This window comes from Pseudocitrobacter sp. 2023LY-00077, assembly GCF_055796175.1.
This window is the reverse complement of sequence record NZ_JBSPEI010000014.1, coordinates 84,427-101,210: the sequence shown is the minus strand read 5'-3', so window position 1 is coordinate 101,210 and position 16,784 is coordinate 84,427. Positions and strand designations below refer to the sequence as shown.

Below are 16,784 nucleotides of genomic sequence, written 5' to 3'. Positions count from 1 at the left end.
GCACAGTGCACAATCGGTCCCCTCTCCCTTTGGGAGAGGGCTAGGGTGAGGGGTGAAACCGCCCCCACAATCATAAAAAGGAGCTTCTATGTCGCGCATCGCCCCCTCATGGGTGCTGACGCTGGGTCTGCTGACCGCCATCGGCCCACTCTGTACTGACTTTTACCTTCCCGCGCTGCCGGAAATCACCGACCAGCTTCGTGCGACCGGCACGCAAACGCAGCTTTCTTTAACGGCCGCGTTAATCGGTCTCGGCCTCGGCCAGCTGTTCTTCGGCCCGCTAAGCGACCATATTGGCCGCAAAAAACCGCTGGCGCTGTCGTTGCTGCTGTTTATTTTCTCTTCCGCGATGTGTGCGATGACCCAGGATATTCACCTGCTGATTGGCTGGCGTTTCTTACAGGGTTTCGCCGGGGCGGGCGGCTCCGTGCTGTCGCGATCTATCGCCCGTGACCGCTATCAGGGCGCGATGCTGACGCAATTTTTCGCCCTGCTGATGACCGTCAACGGTATTGCACCTGTGCTCTCGCCGGTGCTTGGTGGCTATATCATCACCGCTTTCGACTGGCGCACTCTTTTCTGGTGTATGGCGGGGATCGGCGTGCTTCTGCTGCTGTTAAGCCTGGCGGTGCTGCCTGAAACGCTGCCCGCGAAAAGCGCCGTCACCAGCCAGGAAACGCGTAATACGCCGCTGCTGAAAAACCGCCGCTTCCTGCGCTACTGCCTGATTCAGGCCTTTATGATGGCCGGGCTGTTTTCATATATCGGCTCTTCCTCGTTTGTGATTCAGAGCGAGTACGGCATGAGCGCGATGCAGTTCAGCCTGCTGTTCGGCCTGAACGGCATTGGCCTGATTATCGCCGCGCTGATTTTCTCGAAGCTTTCTCACCGCGTGGCCGCCGAAGTGCTGTTGCGTCGTGGCTTGCTGCTGGCGGTCGCCTGCGCGGGTATCACGCTGCTGTTGGCCTGGCTGCATCTTGCTATTCCGGCGCTGGTTGGCCTGTTCTTTACCGTCTCGTTTATGAGTGGGATCAGCACGGTATCCGGCTCTGAAGCGATGAGCGCAGTCAGCAGCGAGCAGTCTGGTACAGCATCTGCGCTGATGGGTACGCTGATGTTCGTCTGCGGCGGCATCGCCGCGCCGCTGGCCGGCCTGGGTGGCGAAACCATGCTCAAAATGAGTCTCGCCATGGCAATTTCCTACGCCATCGCCCTCTTCTTCTCGCTCAGCAAAGTCCGATAAAATTCACTGCGGTAATAAAATATTCCAAATTTATTACCGCAGTAAGTCACTACCCATCTGCATTCCCTCTTATTCGCCAGGCTTTAATCGTGATACCCTTCACACGAAAGGAATAAAAAATTCCTTATACTGATTGCCACTGACGAAGACGAGGCCACTATGAGTATCGACCTGAGCAAACTGCTGACCGAGCGCCGCAACGCCAACAGTACCAATATTGACACCCTCTCCACCGAAGAGATGCTGGCGGTGATCAACCGCGAAGATCAGCTGGTTGCTCACGCAATCACGCCTTATCTGCCGCAGATTGCCCAACTGGTTGACGCCGTCGCAGCGGCCTTTCAGAAAGGTGGTCGCCTGATTTATAGCGGTGCAGGCACCTCTGGCCGCCTCGGTATTCTTGATGCCAGCGAGTGCCCACCGACGTTCGGCACCCGCCCGGAACAGGTCGTTGGCCTGATTGCTGGCGGGCATAAAGCGATTCTCAGTGCCGTTGAGAACTCTGAAGATAACGTTGCTCAGGGCGCGGAAGACCTGAAAGCGCTGAACTTTACGTCCAATGATGTGCTGGTCGGTATCGCCGCCAGCGGGCGCACGCCATACGTCATTGGCGCGATGAACTACGCCAAAAGCGTGGGCGCGCTGGTCGCAACCATTACCTGCAACCCGCACGGCGAAATGGCACAACTGGCCGATATCGCCATTACCCCGGTTGTGGGCCCGGAAGTGGTGACCGGCTCAACCCGCCTGAAAGCAGGTACCGCACAGAAACTGGTGCTGAACATGATTACCACCGGCGCGATGATTCGCAGCGGCAAGGTCTACAGCAACCTGATGGTCGATGTGGAAGCCACTAACGCCAAGCTGATTGAGCGTCAGGTGTCCATCGTGATGGAAGCGACCGAGTGTGACCGCGAATCCGCCGTCAATGCGCTTAACGCCTGTCATCGCCACTGTAAAACCGCCATCGTGATGGTGCTGGCAAACCTGAATGCTGACGAGGCCACCACCCTGCTCGCAGAAAATAACGGCTATATCCGCAAGGCGTTACAGCAAGGCTAAACCGTCCTGGAGAACAGATTGAATGGCGAAAATAAATAAAGAGATGATAGCCCGTCTCCTCTCCCTGGTGGGGGGAGCCGGAAACGTCGTTCAGGCCGGGAACTGTATGACCCGACTGCGCTTAACCCTGCGTAATGAACAACAGGCCGATATCGCCAACATCCGCCAGGTGGAAGGCGTGCTGGGCGTGGTGGTCAGCGAAGAGCAGTTCCAGATTATCCTCGGCCCCGGCAAAGCGCAGACGGCCGCCGAAATGATGAACGCGCTGCTGGAAGATTCGCCCACGGCCGAACCTTCACTGGCTGACGTCGCCAGCGAAAAGAAAAAAGCGCTGAAAGAGAAACAAACCAGCGGAATTCAGAAGTTTTTGGCGAAGTTCGCCACCATTTTTACCCCGTTAATCCCTGGCTTTATTGCCGTGGGCCTGCTGCTTGGCTTCGCCACGCTGGCGGAACAGATGTTCGTACTGAAAAGCGCCCATCCGAACGCCACGCTGGTGGAAGTGATTGGTTATATGAAGGTCTTCAGCAAGGGGATGTTCACCTTCCTGAGTATCCTCATTGGCTACAACACGCAAAAAGCGTTCGGCGGATCGGGCGTAAACGGCGCGATTATCGCCTCGCTGTTTGTGCTGGGCTATAACCCGGAAGCAACGGTTGGGTTTTATTCCGGCATCACGCAGTTCTTCGGTCACGATATCGATCCGCGCGGTAACATCATCGGCGTGCTGATCGCGGCGATTCTGGGCGCATGGGTGGAAAGACGGGTACGCAGCATCATGCCCGCCAACCTTGATATGATCCTCACCTCCGCCATTACGCTGCTGATTATGGGTGCGGTCACCTTTGTGGTGATTATGCCGCTCGGCGGTTACCTGTTCACCGGCATGTCCTGGCTGTTCCTGCATCTCAACGGCAACCCGTTCGGCTCTGCGGTGCTGGCCGGGCTGTTCCTGCTGGCGGTTATGTTTGGCGTGCATCAGGGTTTCGTGCCGGTCTACTTCGCGCTGATGGATGCACAGGGCTTCAACTCCTTGTTCACCATTTTGTCGATGGCGGGCGCAGGTCAGGTCGGCGCGGCGCTGGCGCTTTACTTCCGCGCGAAGCATGGCGCGCTGCTGCGTACGCAGATTAAAGGGGCGATCATTCCCGGTCTGCTGGGCGTCGGCGAACCGCTGATCTACGGCGTCACGCTGCCGCGCATGAAACCGTTTATCACCGCCTGTTTTGGCGGCGCGTGCGGCGGCTTCTTTATCGGCCTGGTCGCGTGGATGGGCCTGCCCGTCGGCCTGAACACCGTCTTCGGCCCGTCGGGCCTGGTGGCGCTGCCGTTAATGACCTCCAACAGCGGTATCTACGCCGGGATGGCGGTTTACGCTGCGGGCCTTGCGGTAGCCTACTTCTGCGGTTTCCTGCTCACCTGGTTGTTCGGCAGTAAAAACGTCGATCTCAGTTAATCCCCCGCCCCCGGCCTGTGCTGGGGGCTTCTATTTCTGCGTGCTATGATTCTCGTCTGATAAAAATTAAGACGAGATCACAACAACATGGGTTCCACCAGAAGAGGGATGATGAACGTCCTTATCGCCGCCGTGCTGTGGGGAAGTTCAGGGGTATGCGCGCAGTACATCATGGAACAAAGCCAGATGTCCTCGCAGTTTTTAACTATGACGCGCCTGCTATTCGCGGGGCTGATTCTGCTGACACTCTCTTTCGTACATGGCGACCGCATCTTCCGCATTATGAAAAACCGCAAAGACGCGCTCAGCCTGCTGTTCTTCACTCTGGTGGGCGCCCTGACGGTACAGCTGTCGTTTCTGATGACCATTGAGAAATCCAACGCTGCCACCGCGACGGTGCTGCAATTTCTGGCCCCGACAATCATCGTGGCGTGGTTCTCGCTGGTGCGTAAATCTCGCCCCGGTATGCTGGTGTTTGCCGCTATCGGCACCTCATTAATCGGTACGTTTTTGCTGGTCACCCACGGTAACCCGACATCACTTTCTATCTCCGGCGGCGCGCTGTTCTGGGGGATTGTCTCGGCCTTTACGGCGGCGTTCTACACCACCTATCCGTCACAGCTGATTGCGCGTTATGGCACGCTACCGATTGTCGGCTGGAGTATGCTCATCGGTGGCGCGGTGCTGCTGCCGTTCTACGCAGGCCAGGGCGAGAGCTTCACGCTTTCCGGCAACGTGGTGCTGGCGTTCTTTTATCTGGTGGTGATTGGCACCTCGCTGACCTTTAGCCTGTATCTGAAAGGTGCGCAGATGATTGGCGGCCCACGCGCCAGCATTTTGAGCTGCGCCGAACCGCTGAGCAGCGCGTTCCTGTCACTGTTGCTGCTCGGTATCACCTTCACCCTGCCGGACTGGCTGGGCACGCTGCTGATCCTCTCCTCGGTTATCCTGATTTCGCTGGATTCCCGCCGTCGCAGTACGCCGGTAGAGCGTCACTAAATTGTCCAGAATCGCCAGCTGCACATATAGTTAAGGGGAATGAATTCCCTATAAGGATATGAGCATGAAAATGATTCCGGTGCTGTTTTCTCTGGCGGCCTGTCTGGCTGCCTCCGGCGCGGCGTATGCCGAGTCGCCGATGGAAGGACTTAAGTTTGAGCAGCAAAAGCGGCAGGTGATTGAGGACGTGAAGAAAAACTGCGCCCCGGCGGGCGCGGTGTCGGACGATCAATTTGCGAATCTGGTGCTGGCGACGGAAGAGAATCGTCTGCGCGTGCGGGAAGCGACGCTGGCGCTGGAACGCAATGATACGGAACGCTATGGCGCCGCAGTGAAACAGGTACAGTGTCCGAAAGCGGAGTGATTTCCCGTAAATGATGGCCGGATACGCGCAGCGCCATCCGGCAATATTCATTAACTCACTTTCACCTTCGTCGCCACCAGCGTGGCCGTCAGCAGCATCAGGCAGGCGGAAATCGCCAGCGGCGACAGCACGCCGAAATGGTCCAGCGCAACGCCGCCCAGCGCCGCACCGCAGGTGTTGGCGAACTGGATCACCGCCACCTGAATAGATCCCGCTTTCTCTGCCTGATCGGAGAGCGAGCGGGTGATCCACGTCGACCAGCCAACCGGAATCATCGCAAACGCAAATCCCCAGATAATCGCCACCGCAGACGCAACTACTGGCGAGTTCCCCCAGAAAATCAGCGCCAGCGCGCTGAGCGTCAGCACGAAGGGCGCACAGGCCAGCGTGCCTTTTACCGAACGTTTCAGAATAGCGGATGAAAGCGAGGTGCCGACAAAGCTGGCAATCCCAAAGCTCAACAGCACCAGCGTCAGGCCATCCACGCTAAAGCCTGCCAGCGTGGTATAAACCGGGCGAATATAAGTGAAGAAAGAGAACTGACCAACGAACACCAGGAAGATGGCGCTCATTCCCGCCAGTACGCCGGGGCGCTTCATCAGGCTGAACATGTTCTGCTGCTGGTGCGCCGCTTCGCCAGGCAGCGAGGGCAGCGCTTTAATCACCCACAGAATACACAGCGCGCCCATGATTGCCGCACCGTTAAACACATTGCGCCAGCCAATGATTCCACCGAGAAAACTGCCAAGCGGCGCGGCGATCACCAGGGCTATCGATACCGCGCCAAAAATGACCGACAGCGCTTTGGGCACCACGCGCATTGGCACCAGCCGAATGGTCAACGACGCCGACATCGCCCAGAACCCACCCAGCGCCAGGCCGAGGCAAGCGCGCCCCAGCAGCAACAGCGCAAAGCTATTGGCGAACGATACCAGCAGGCAGGAGAGCGTGAGTAACACCGCAAACATCACCACCACGTAGCGGCGATCGGTGCGGCCAATGACGTGAGTGATAAACAGGCTGGAGAACATCGCCACAAACGCGGTCATGGTGACCGACTGCCCCGCCAGGCCTTCAGAGATACCCAGATCCTGCGCCATCGGCGTCAGCAGGCTGACGGGCAAAAACTCAACGGTAATCAGGCAGGCGACGCAGAAAGCGACCGCAAAAACGGCTGACCAGTTCGGCCGTGTAACGGTATCTTTAGGTTGTGAAGAAGAGAGCGATTCGGTCATAGGCCACCTGGTGTTTGTTCGCATGCGGGAAAGTTGCGCAGTGTAACACCCTGAGTGTGACCTATTTAACGTTTTGACAACTTTTTTGGCGTACCCGCCGCCAGACGCAGCGGGTCATTCTGAAGCCGGATTAATCTACCAGCACGATTTTCAGCGCAAACAACAGCGCCACCAGAATCACACACAGGTTAAGATCGCGCCAACGTCCGGTGAATAACTTCATGATGCAATAGCTCATAAATCCAAGCGCAATGCCTTCGGTGATCGAAAAAGTAAACGGCATCATTACCGTCGTAATGAACGCGGGTACGGATTCTGTAAAATCATCCCAGTTAACGCGTACCAGGCTGGATGTCATTAACACGCCCACAAAAATGAGCGCCCCGGCCGTGGCGTATCCTGGCACCATTTCGGCCAGCGGCGAGAAAAACATAACTAGCAGGAATAATGCCCCGACAACAATGGCGGTCAGACCGGTTCGCCCGCCTACCGAAACACCAGAAGTACTCTCGATGTAAGCAGTAACAGAGGAGGTACCAATAAATGCGCCCACCACTGAACTCAGGCTATCGACAAATAGCGCTTTTTTCATATTAGGAAACTTGCCATGCTTATCAATTAACCCGGCTTTATCCGTTACACCAATTAATGTTCCGGATGAGTCAAAGAGATTAATCAGCATAAAAGAGAAAATAATTCCCCCAAGGCTCAATGATAGCGCACCTTTTAAATCAACCTCACCAATTGTTCCCCCGATAGCGGGTGGCGTAGAATAAATACCGTTAAAGTGAACATCTCCAAAGAAAAGGCCGCAACAGGATGTGATAACAATAGAAACCAGAACCGCAGCATGGAAGTTTCGGGAAGAGAGAACAGCGATAATAAAGAATCCTAAAATACCCAACAAGACACTATGAGAACTTAAATCCCCGATAGCCACCAGCGTATCTTTGTTTGCAACGATCACGCCTGAGTTTTTCAAACCCATCATTGCGATAAATAATCCAATCCCGCTGGTAATGCCCGTTCGTAAACTGATTGGGATATTAGCAATCATCCAGTAGCGAATTCGGAACAACGTGAGCAGAAACAGGCCAATCGCGCCCCAGAATATGGCACCCATTCCGGTTTGCCAGCTGACGCCCATCGCGCCCACCACTACAAAGGCAAAGAAAGCATTCAACCCCATAGCCGGGGCCAGCGCGACGGGAAGATTCGCGACAAGCCCCATTGCAATGCTTCCCACACCCGCTATCAGACAGGTGGTGACAAATACCACCTTCATGTCCATCTGCGCCGCACCTAAAATTTGCGGGTTAACAAAAACGATATACACCATCGTTAAAAAAGTCGTAAATCCCGCGATCACTTCAGTACGTACCGATGTACCATGCTGACTCAACTTAAAAAAGCGGGCAAGAAATCCGATATCATCCTTTGTACTATCGCTTGTATTATTGTTCATGATTATCATCCATTGGCAAGACTGCCCATTTGAAATTACGCCTCCTCTTTTTAAAACAGATAATCCCTTTTGTTCAGTGATAGTTATCACATTGCTCAGGCATGATAAGCGATAAACTTTATGTCATAACAAAAACTCAAAAATGATAATAAACAAATCAATTTGATAAAATCAAAATGAGAAATAAAATGAACACATCAATTAATTACAAATATCATAAAATTAGCAGAACACAGCGCCAGGAATTACTCGCCGTAGCTCGTAAAGACGCCCCTGCAGATTATATTATTGATAACGTCACATTACTCGATTTGATAAATGGCGGAGAAACCCCGGGCCCTATCGTTATCAAAGGCGGGTACATTGCCGGTATTGGCCCGGAGTATCATGAATGTACGGCGCAACACCGTATTGATGCCAAAGGCGCGATTGCCGTACCTGGCTTTATTGATGCGCATCTTCATATCGAATCCAGCATGATGACGCCCGTCACTTTTGAAACAGCCACTTTACCTCGTGGCCTGACAACCGTCATTTGCGACCCACATGAGATAGTCAATGTGATGGGTGAAGCGGGGCTGGCATGGTTTATTCGCTGTGCCGAGCAAGCAAAACAGAATCAATATATTCAGATCAGTTCCTGCGTGCCTGCGCTGGAGGGAAGCGATGTTAACGGCGCCCGCTTTCCGCTGGAACAGATGCTGCACTGGCGAGATCACCCCCTGGTGACGGGCCTGGCGGAAGTGATGGATTACCCGGGCGTTATCGCCGGGCAAGATACTCTTCTCGATAAAATGGATGCTTTTCGGCACTTAACCCTGGACGGCCACTGCCCGGGATTAAGCGGCACCGCGTTAAATGCCTACATTGCGGCAGGAATCGAAAACTGCCATGAAAGCTATAGCCTGCAAGAAGGTCGCAAAAAGCTGCAGCTCGGTATGGCGTTAATGATCCGCGAAGGCTCCGCGGCCCGTAATCTTGATGCGCTTGCGCCGCTGATCAACGAAAGCAATAGCCCGCAATGCATGTTATGTACGGATGACAGAAACCCCTGGGAGATTGCCCATGAAGGCCATATTGATGCGCTCATTCGTCGGTTAATCAACCAACACAATGTGCCTTTGCATATCGCGTATCGCGTCGCCAGCTGGTCAGCGGCTCGCCACTTCGGCCTTCATCATCTTGGTCTGCTCGCACCGGGTAAACAGGCTGACATTGTGCTGCTCAGCGATGCTCGCCACGTTATCGTGCAACAGGTGATGGTTAAGGGAGTACCGGTGAATGCAGAAACGCTCAGCGCAGAAGAACCGGCCAGGCTTTCTCAAACGTTGCCGCCCTATGGCAATACGGTTCAGCGCACACCGCTGGTCGCCTCCGATTTCAACGTTTCATTCACGCCGGGAAAACGCTATCGGGTGATTGATATCATTCATAATGAGCTCATCACGCAGGCCGGAGAATGTCTCTGTACAGAGGACGGTTTTGATCGTGACGACATCTGCTATATTGCCGTGCTTGAGCGTTACGGTCAGCAACTCGCGCCGGCTTGTGGGCTGTTGGGCCGCTTCGGTCTTCAAAAAGGCGCGCTGGCGGCGACGGTCAGCCACGACAGCCATAATATTGTCGTCATTGGACGGACGACCGAAGAGATGGCGCTGGCGGTCAACCAGGTGATTCAGGATGGTGGGGGATTATGCGTCGTCCACGATGGACGGGTGCAAAGCCATCTCCCTCTGCCGGTTGCCGGCCTGATGAGCAATGAAACGGCTGAAAGCCTCGCACACCATATTGATGCTTTAAAGAATGCAGGTCGTGAGTGCGGGTCGCTTCCTGCAGAACCCTTTATTCAGATGGCATTTTTGTCGCTTCCGGTGATCCCCGCGCTGAAACTGACCAGCATGGGGCTTTTTGATGGTGAAGCATTTACCTTCACCACGCTGGAGATGACCCCTTAATTCCGGCAACCGTGAGATTAATGGAGCCAACGCACCCCATCTTCATCGTGGAATAACGCGTTGTAACGAACCTGAAACGCGTTCAGTTCCCCGGCGTTTGGCTCCAGCTCTCGCATAAACCCTAACGCCAGCCGTACCTGCGCATCGGTAATCGGTGCCGCAAGACGCGATTTTTGCAGCAAGCGATGCCAGCGATGCATGCTCTCTTCGCTGCTGTCGACAATAAACACCTGCCAAATCAGCAGCACCTGCGCGGCATTTTGTAAATGTGCCTCGTTCGGGCGTTCAAGATAGTGAAGGTACTCGTTGCCAGGCTCCTTCCCCAGTTGATCGATCATCGATTCTATAGGCATTGGCGTAATGCCCATACGTTCACTCAAACGACGAATCGCCCGGCGCGGGCCGGATGTCATCACCCGGAAACCCACCACAAAAACCACCACCAGCGTCGCCAGCATTATCCAGATCATGCGCCCTCTCAATGTCGTTCAACCCCGACATCATAAAGAGAATTTCAGCGCTGGCGATGGTTTTTTGTGTCTTCAGGCTATCCCTGTCGTTACCGTGAAAGTCCGCGTCTCCTGCGGAGCAACCTGGATAAGCGTGCCGTTACGCTGCGCGGCGAGATGACCTTCTGGTCGGCAGGTGGCAGGTAGCGCAAACGCCGCGACCTGCTGATCGCCGTTGTACAGAATCCAGCGTGTAACGTAATTCAACTCTGCACTGGAGAAACGGGTCACATACGTCGTGCCATCCGGTGCGGTCATGCTGAACTCGGGGCGGTCCGTATAGGCATCCAGCTTATCCGCAAAGAACACGATTTCGGGATCGTAAAACGCCGGTTGATTAAGCGTCGCCAGTGACGCTTCGCCCTGCAAAATCCGTTGATTGAACGCCAGCCACTGCTCGGTAGGCTTAACATGAGCAGGCACCGACTCACGCAGTTTCAGCGCTTCATCCGGGATATTCTGGCTGAACGTGGCATCTGGCACATAGGCATAGTTCATATGGCACATGTACTGTAGCGGCATCGCGACTGACGCCAGATTGGTTACTGCCATCTGAATATCAAACAAAGCGCTGGATTTTCGTAATATCACGGCTGGCTGGGCCTGGTAGTGATGGCCAAATCCCATCACGTATTCATAGCAACCCGAGATACGCAATGCATCACCATCGAGTTCCAGCCAGGCTTCGTCCATTGCGGCGCAGGCCATCTCACCATGCAGTGGATGTGTATCTTCCGCTGACGGGCAGCCGTTAGCCAGTAGCCCCGAATGGAATGCGAAACAACCATAGGTTGCCACCACTTCCGTCGCCGGTTTAGGCTGACTGAACATATTCCGCATAGTCAGGTCATGGCCATCGAACTGCGCATCCCAAATCATCTGCCCCAGCCAGGGCAAAATCACCAGGTAACCACGGTTATTCTCTATTTTCAGCCCTTCCACGCCGCTGGCGTAACGAAAAGCGGTCGCGGTGAAATCGTCATTTTTTAGCAGCGTGCGCGGTTGTTCGGCAAAAAGCTCACGCCATAATGTAATACGCGTTGTCATCATCGTTCTCCTCAGGAAGCTGTTGCTTCCGCCAGGTTGTTGCGCACTTTGCTTTCACGCCAGAAGTAGATGCCGACGTAAACAAAGCAGAACATAGAAACCAGGAATGAGAGTTGAAGCGAGTGGAACATATCTGCGACGTAGCCCTGAATCGCCGGAACGACTGCCGCGCCAACAATCGCCATGACGATCACCGCTCCCGCCATCTCGGTATGTTCGTTATCCACCGTATCCAGCGTGCCGGCATAAATCGTTGCCCAGCAGGGCCCGAAAAGAATACTGACCAGGACGGCGACATAGACGGCGCTGAAACTTGGAGCAAGCGCAACATATGCAAGGAACAGCGCACCAATGATGGAGTAAAGAATCAGAACTTTTTCCGGGTTAAATCGCGTCATCAGAATGTTGGCGACAAACTTACCGATAAAGAAGCAGGCAAAGCTGTAAACCATAAAGTTAGAAGCATCGCGCTCGTTGATATCACCCAGCTCCAGCGCAAGACGGATGGTAAATGACCACACCGCCACCTGCATGCCGACGTACAGGAACTGCGCCACGATGCCGCGACGGAAGCGGGCATTACCGGCCAGGTAACGTAACGTGTCGACCGCGGATGGGCGTTTATGGTTGGCTGTTTGCGCCACTTTACAGGTTGGGAAGCGAGTGAGCAGGAACAGCACCATGACCACTACCAGCACCATAATCATGTACTTATAAGGCTCAAGCGTGTTCTCGAGCATTAACACCTTAAAGTTATGGATCTGTTCGGCATTCATGCCCGCCATCTGTTTTTGCAGGCTATCGCCCTCAGAGAAGACGAGGTATTTGCCCAGCAAAATGCCTGAAGCGGCGCCAATCGGGTAAAACGTCTGGCTGATGTTCAGGCGCAAGGTGGCATACGCTTTCGGGCCTATCATCGAACTGTAGGTGTTCGCGGCGGTTTCCAGGAAGCTCAGACCAATCGCAATCGCAAATATCGCCGCGAGGAACATGGTGTAAGTCGCCATGTGAGATGCCGGGAAGAAGAGCGTACAACCCACGATATAGAGCGTTAGACCAATTAAAATCGCCACTTTGTAACTGGTGTTTTTAATCACCAGGGATGCCGGAATCGCAATTAAAAAATAACCACCGTAAAACGCACTCTGCACTAACGCAGAGGCGAAATTACTGAGCGAGAATACACTTTTAAACTGCGTAATCAAAATATCATTTAATGCGGCTGCGCATCCCCACAATGGGAATAAACAGGATAACAAAATAAACTGGAACAGAGGGGTCTTATTCAGATAGCCATCGGGCATCTGAATGATGTTTTTATCGTTCATAGTGCTACCTTTTACAGTGCAGGGTAATTATTCGTTTAAGGTTAAATACTCATTAAATTGTTCAATGCTTGGGTAGGATGACTGGGTGCCTTTCCCGGTGACGCTAAAAGCGGCAAAGAGAGCGGCTTTTTTCATGGCGGCTTCAACATCGCCGCTCTGGACGTAATAGTGAGCAAAGCAGCCAATAAAGGCATCGCCCGCGCCACTGGTATCTACAGCACTTACTTTGAAAGCTGGAACGTGAACTTCCTGGTCACGCGTCATCCACAGCGCGCCCTTTTCGCCCATCGTGACAATAATATTATTCAGCCCTTTATCAACCAAAGAACGCGCGGCAATGCGAATATGATCATACGTATCGACAGGAAGACCGGTTAATATCTCCAGTTCAGTTTCATTTGGCACAAAGAAATCACATTTACAGGCATATGACATATCGAGTTCACGTAATGCCGGTGCCGGGTTTAATAACACTTCAATACCGTGTTTTTTACCGAATTCAATGGCGTGATAAACCGTTTCCAGCTGTACTTCCAGTTGTAGCACAATAAGCTGACATTTTTTCAAATCTTCCGCTGCGCGATCGATATCTTCCGGTGAAAGAAATTTGTTCGCCCCTTTAATAATAAGAATGCTATTACTTGAATTGGCATTCACAAAAATCGGCGCAACACCGCTGCTGGTACAAGGTACTTTTTCTACATATGTCGTATTAATGCCCCAGGACTCAAGGTTACGAATGGTGTTATCCGCAAAAATATCGTCGCCAACTTTGGTTAGCATCAAAACTTTAGAATTGAGCTTGGCCGCTGCCACAGCCTGATTTGCCCCTTTACCGCCACAACCAATCTTAAAGGAAGGCGCTTCCAGTGTTTCCCCTTCTTTAGGCATCTGGTTGGTATAGGTGATGAGATCCACCATGTTGGAGCCGATAACCGCGATATCCATTTTACTACCTCTCAGAAACAATCACACAACAATGATATTAAAATAACATTATCATGTTACTTCCGTATCATTTGTGACTGTGATCGCGATTGCATCATCATTTTATTGATTATTTATTGTGCTAACAAGATTAGTTAGCACCAGAGAAAAACCATGAAAAACGCCACAACATGCTGAAACAGCGCAAGTTAAGCGCAAAAACCTCGTTCTTTCGCTCTTTTATTTCACCGTGACCAGACGTATAGTGAATCAACTATGTTGATGTTCCAAAACAAACAAAAATGTTACGTAAGGAACATGTACAACACGCTTTGCGGAGAGAGTGAATGGAAACGAAGCAAAAAGAACGCATTCGACGTTTGATGGAATTATTGAAGAAGACCGACCGAATCCATCTGAAAGACGCGGCGCGAATGCTGGAAGTTTCGGTGATGACCATTCGACGAGATCTCAGTCAGGACGATGAACCTCTCCCGCTGGCACTTCTGGGCGGTTATATCGTGATGGTGAACAAACCCGCCGCACCAGCATCCCCTTCTACTTCGGTGAAAAAAGCACACCATCGTGACGACCTTCCGGTTGCCATATTGGCCGCAGGAATGGTGAATGAAAACGATCTGGTCTTCTTTGATAATGGGCCGGAGATTCCGTTAGTGATCAGTATGATCCCGGACGATATTTCCTTCACCGGCATCTGCTACTCACACCGCGTGTTTGTGGCACTCAATGAAAAACCCAACGCCACGGCGGTGCTTTGTGGCGGTACCTATCGCGCACGAAGCGATGCCTTTTACGATACGAATAACCCTTCGCCTTTAGATGCGCTCAATCCGCGTAAAGTGTTTATCTCAGCAAGCGGCGTGCATGAGCATTTTGGCGTCAGTTGGTTTAACCCCGACGATCTCGCCACTAAGCGTAAAGCGATGGAGCGTGGACAACGAAAAATTCTACTGGCTCGCCATGCCCTTTTTGATGAAGTTGCGCCTGCCAGTCTCTCTCCCTTATCCGCCTTCGATATATTGATAAGCGATCGTCCGTTACCGGCAGATTATGTTATCCACTGCCGGAACGGTTCGGTAAAAGTCATCACGCCGGATTCGGAAGACGAATAACTTACTGAAAAAACACCGCAATCTTATTAAACATCGTCGGGTCAGACTGGTTGCGCTGTACTTTCACCACGTCTTCCAGCTTGTCTATCTGGCTCATCATCTGCTCCAGCCGCTGGTCATCGTTGACCAGCAGCCAGATATGGCTTTGATCGCTGTCCTGAATCGGTAGGCAAAGGATGCCTTCGACGTTAAACGCGCGGCGGGCAAACAGGCCGCAGACGTGGGTCATGACGCCGGGGTGGTTGCGAACGGTGAGTTCGAGAATGACGTTATCGTGTGCTGTGTTTTGCATGGTTTATTCCCCCACCATTTCAGTATTGGCCGCACCCGGCGGTACCATCGGATACACTTTTTCCTGCGGGTCGATACGCACGTGGATCAGCGCCGGACCCGGTCGATTGATAATGGCCTGCAGCGCGCCCTGCGGGTCGGTTTCGCTGTTTAAGTCGCAGGTCGCCAGGCCGAAACCGGCGGCAATTTGCATAAAGTTGATCATGCCCGGATAGGTCGCCGCGAACACGCCCTGTTTGTAGAACAGGCTCTGTTGTTGATGCACCAGGCCCAGCGCTTCGTTATTCATCAGAATGATTTTCACGTCCAGCTGATTTTCCGCCGCCGTCGCCATCTCCTGAATATTCATCATCAGGCTGCCATCGCCCGAGAAGCACAACACTTTGCGATCCGGATTCGCCAGCGCTGCGCCAACCGCCGCAGGCAAGCCGAAGCCCATCGTGCCAAGGCCGCCGGAAGTCAGCCACTGACGCGGGCGATTGAGCGGATACGCCTGGGCAGTCCACATCTGGTGCTGGCCCACGTCGGTGGCGATAATCGCGTCGTCGTTCACGCAGGCAGCAACGGCGTTGATCAGGCCATAATGGCTTAATGGGTCCGTTTCCTGCGGAATCGCGCACGGGAATTCCTGTTGCAGTTCAGCCACTTTTTCACGCCATGCATTACGCGGCTGCGCGTCAATCTGCGGTAACAGTTGCGCCAGAACATCATCGACATCGGCCTGAATCGCGACATGTGCCTGCTTAATTTTCCCCAGCTCGGCGCGATCGATATCGACGTGAATGATCTTCGCATTCGGGCAGAACTCAGCCACTTTACCCGTCGCCCGGTCATCAAAACGCGCCCCTAAAACAACCAGTAAATCAGACTGTTGTAAAATAAAGTTGGTACTGCGCGCGCCGTGCATCCCCAGCATGCCTAACGACAGCGGATGCGCTTTCGGCAGCATACCTAACGCCATCAGGGTCATGGTGGTCGGCAAATTCGCTTTCTCGGCCAGCTCGCGCACGCGCTCCGGCGCGTTAATGACGCCGCCCCCCAGATACAGTACCGGACGCTGCGCGGCGTTGATCATCGCGGCGGCTTCACGCACGCTCTCAGCGCTGAATTCAGGCGTTGGCGCGCGGTCGCCAGGCTCCGGCAGTTCATTCAGTTCGATTTCAGCGGTCTGAACATCCTTAGGAATGTCTATCCACACCGGGCCCGGACGGCCAGACTGCGCAATGCGGAAAGCGTCCGCAATAACCTGCGGTAACTCCGTGATGTTGCGGACTAAATAGTTATGTTTGGTGATGGGGATAGAAATGCCGTAGGTATCGACTTCCTGGAACGCGTCGGTGCCGATTAACGAGGAGGCCACCTGGCCGGTGATGCAAACTAACGGAATCGAGTCGAGACGCGCGTCGGCGATGGCGGTCACCAGGTTGGTGGCGCCGGGGCCGCTACAGGCCATGCACACCGCCGGTTTCCCCGCCGTACGCGCCATACCCTGCGCGATAAACCCGGCGCCCTGCTCGTGACGCGCCAGAATATGGCGAATTTTTTTGCTTTGGCTTAATGCATCGTACAGCGGCAGCACGGTGCCACCGGGGATGCCGGTGACCATGGTGATCCCCTGACGTTCCAGTAAATGGACGATCAATTCTGCGCCGGTAAAGCGTCTGGTCTGTGATGTTGTGCCCGAACTTGCCATGCTCCAGTCCTTTTATTCTGAGCCGACTTTCCGGGGAGGGGTCCTTAAACGAAAAACCCCGCCCGGTTTGCGCCGGC

At 53.6% G+C, this 16,784-nt stretch carries 15 protein-coding genes; 7 read left to right on the top strand and 8 right to left on the bottom strand.

Annotation, left to right across the window (positions count from 1 at the left end):
• Window positions 1–88: 88 nt before the first annotated feature.
• The 5 genes from ACWWFX_RS18035 (at window position 89) to ACWWFX_RS18015 (ending at window position 5,124) form a co-directional block, all read left to right on the top strand.
• Window positions 89–1,243, top strand: coding sequence for a multidrug effflux MFS transporter (locus ACWWFX_RS18035; RefSeq protein ID WP_276222888.1), 1,155 nt, complete (start codon window positions 89–91; stop codon window positions 1,241–1,243).
• 159 nt (window positions 1,244–1,402) lie between these two features.
• On the top strand, window positions 1,403–2,305 hold the full coding sequence (gene murQ / locus ACWWFX_RS18030; protein WP_473224413.1) for an N-acetylmuramic acid 6-phosphate etherase: 903 nt from the start codon (window positions 1,403–1,405) through the stop codon (window positions 2,303–2,305).
• A gap of 22 nt (window positions 2,306–2,327) precedes the next feature.
• The gene (gene murP / locus ACWWFX_RS18025; RefSeq protein WP_015343963.1) at window positions 2,328–3,761 is read left to right on the top strand and encodes a PTS N-acetylmuramic acid transporter subunit IIBC; all 1,434 of its coding nucleotides are present in this window, start codon (window positions 2,328–2,330) and stop codon (window positions 3,759–3,761) included.
• An 87-nt stretch (window positions 3,762–3,848) separates the two neighbouring features.
• Window positions 3,849–4,760, top strand: coding sequence for a carboxylate/amino acid/amine transporter (locus ACWWFX_RS18020; RefSeq protein ID WP_041686136.1), 912 nt, complete (start codon window positions 3,849–3,851; stop codon window positions 4,758–4,760).
• A gap of 64 nt (window positions 4,761–4,824) precedes the next feature.
• Entirely contained in the window at window positions 4,825–5,124 is a 300-nt protein-coding gene (locus ACWWFX_RS18015; RefSeq protein ID WP_473224412.1) for a YicS family protein, read from the top strand.
• 50 nt (window positions 5,125–5,174) lie between these two features.
• Here the strand turns inward: ACWWFX_RS18015 and nepI are convergent, their stop codons facing one another.
• Window positions 5,175–6,359 carry a purine ribonucleoside efflux pump NepI gene (nepI, locus tag ACWWFX_RS18010; protein WP_456146748.1) on the bottom strand — a complete coding sequence of 395 codons (1,185 nt, stop codon included), beginning with the start codon at window positions 6,357–6,359 and terminating at the stop codon, window positions 5,175–5,177.
• 130 nt (window positions 6,360–6,489) lie between these two features.
• Window positions 6,490–7,824, bottom strand: coding sequence for an NCS2 family permease (locus tag ACWWFX_RS18005; protein ID WP_473224411.1), 1,335 nt, complete (start codon window positions 7,822–7,824; stop codon window positions 6,490–6,492).
• A 188-nt stretch (window positions 7,825–8,012) separates the two neighbouring features.
• On the opposite strand from ACWWFX_RS18005, the gene adeD reads away from it, so the two are divergent.
• Window positions 8,013–9,779, top strand: a complete 1,767-nt coding sequence (adeD, locus tag ACWWFX_RS18000) for an adenine deaminase (RefSeq protein ID WP_473224410.1) — start codon at window positions 8,013–8,015, stop codon at window positions 9,777–9,779.
• Window positions 9,780–9,796: 17 nt separating this feature from the next.
• Here adeD and ACWWFX_RS17995 read toward each other — a convergent pair whose 3' ends face one another.
• From ACWWFX_RS17995 to rbsK, 4 genes are all read right to left on the bottom strand, one after another.
• Complete coding sequence (locus ACWWFX_RS17995; protein WP_456146751.1) at window positions 9,797–10,249, bottom strand: DUF1198 family protein; 453 nt, start codon at window positions 10,247–10,249, stop codon at window positions 9,797–9,799.
• A gap of 72 nt (window positions 10,250–10,321) precedes the next feature.
• A complete protein-coding gene (locus ACWWFX_RS17990; protein WP_456147530.1) occupies window positions 10,322–11,335 on the bottom strand; it encodes an aldose 1-epimerase family protein in 1,014 nt (337 codons plus the stop codon).
• Between the two features lie 11 nt (window positions 11,336–11,346).
• Window positions 11,347–12,663, bottom strand: a complete 1,317-nt coding sequence (gene fucP, locus ACWWFX_RS17985; RefSeq protein WP_456146752.1) for an L-fucose:H+ symporter permease — start codon at window positions 12,661–12,663, stop codon at window positions 11,347–11,349.
• Between the two features lie 27 nt (window positions 12,664–12,690).
• Window positions 12,691–13,611 carry a ribokinase gene (gene rbsK / locus ACWWFX_RS17980; protein ID WP_149463761.1) on the bottom strand — a complete coding sequence of 307 codons (921 nt, stop codon included), beginning with the start codon at window positions 13,609–13,611 and terminating at the stop codon, window positions 12,691–12,693.
• A 326-nt stretch (window positions 13,612–13,937) separates the two neighbouring features.
• On the opposite strand from rbsK, the gene ACWWFX_RS17975 reads away from it, so the two are divergent.
• Window positions 13,938–14,723: a DeoR family transcriptional regulator gene (locus ACWWFX_RS17975; RefSeq protein ID WP_456146753.1), complete on the top strand. Its 786-nt coding sequence runs from the start codon at window positions 13,938–13,940 to the stop codon at window positions 14,721–14,723.
• Window position 14,724: 1 nt separating this feature from the next.
• Here the strand turns inward: ACWWFX_RS17975 and ilvN are convergent, their stop codons facing one another.
• Both ilvN and ilvB read right to left on the bottom strand, forming a co-directional pair.
• Complete coding sequence (gene ilvN / locus ACWWFX_RS17970) at window positions 14,725–15,015, bottom strand: acetolactate synthase small subunit (protein ID WP_015343952.1); 291 nt, start codon at window positions 15,013–15,015, stop codon at window positions 14,725–14,727.
• 3 nt (window positions 15,016–15,018) lie between these two features.
• Window positions 15,019–16,707 (bottom strand): acetolactate synthase large subunit, encoded by a 1,689-nt coding sequence (ilvB, locus tag ACWWFX_RS17965; RefSeq protein WP_149463763.1) that lies wholly within the window; start codon window positions 16,705–16,707, stop codon window positions 15,019–15,021.
• Window positions 16,708–16,784: the final 77 nt, after the last annotated feature.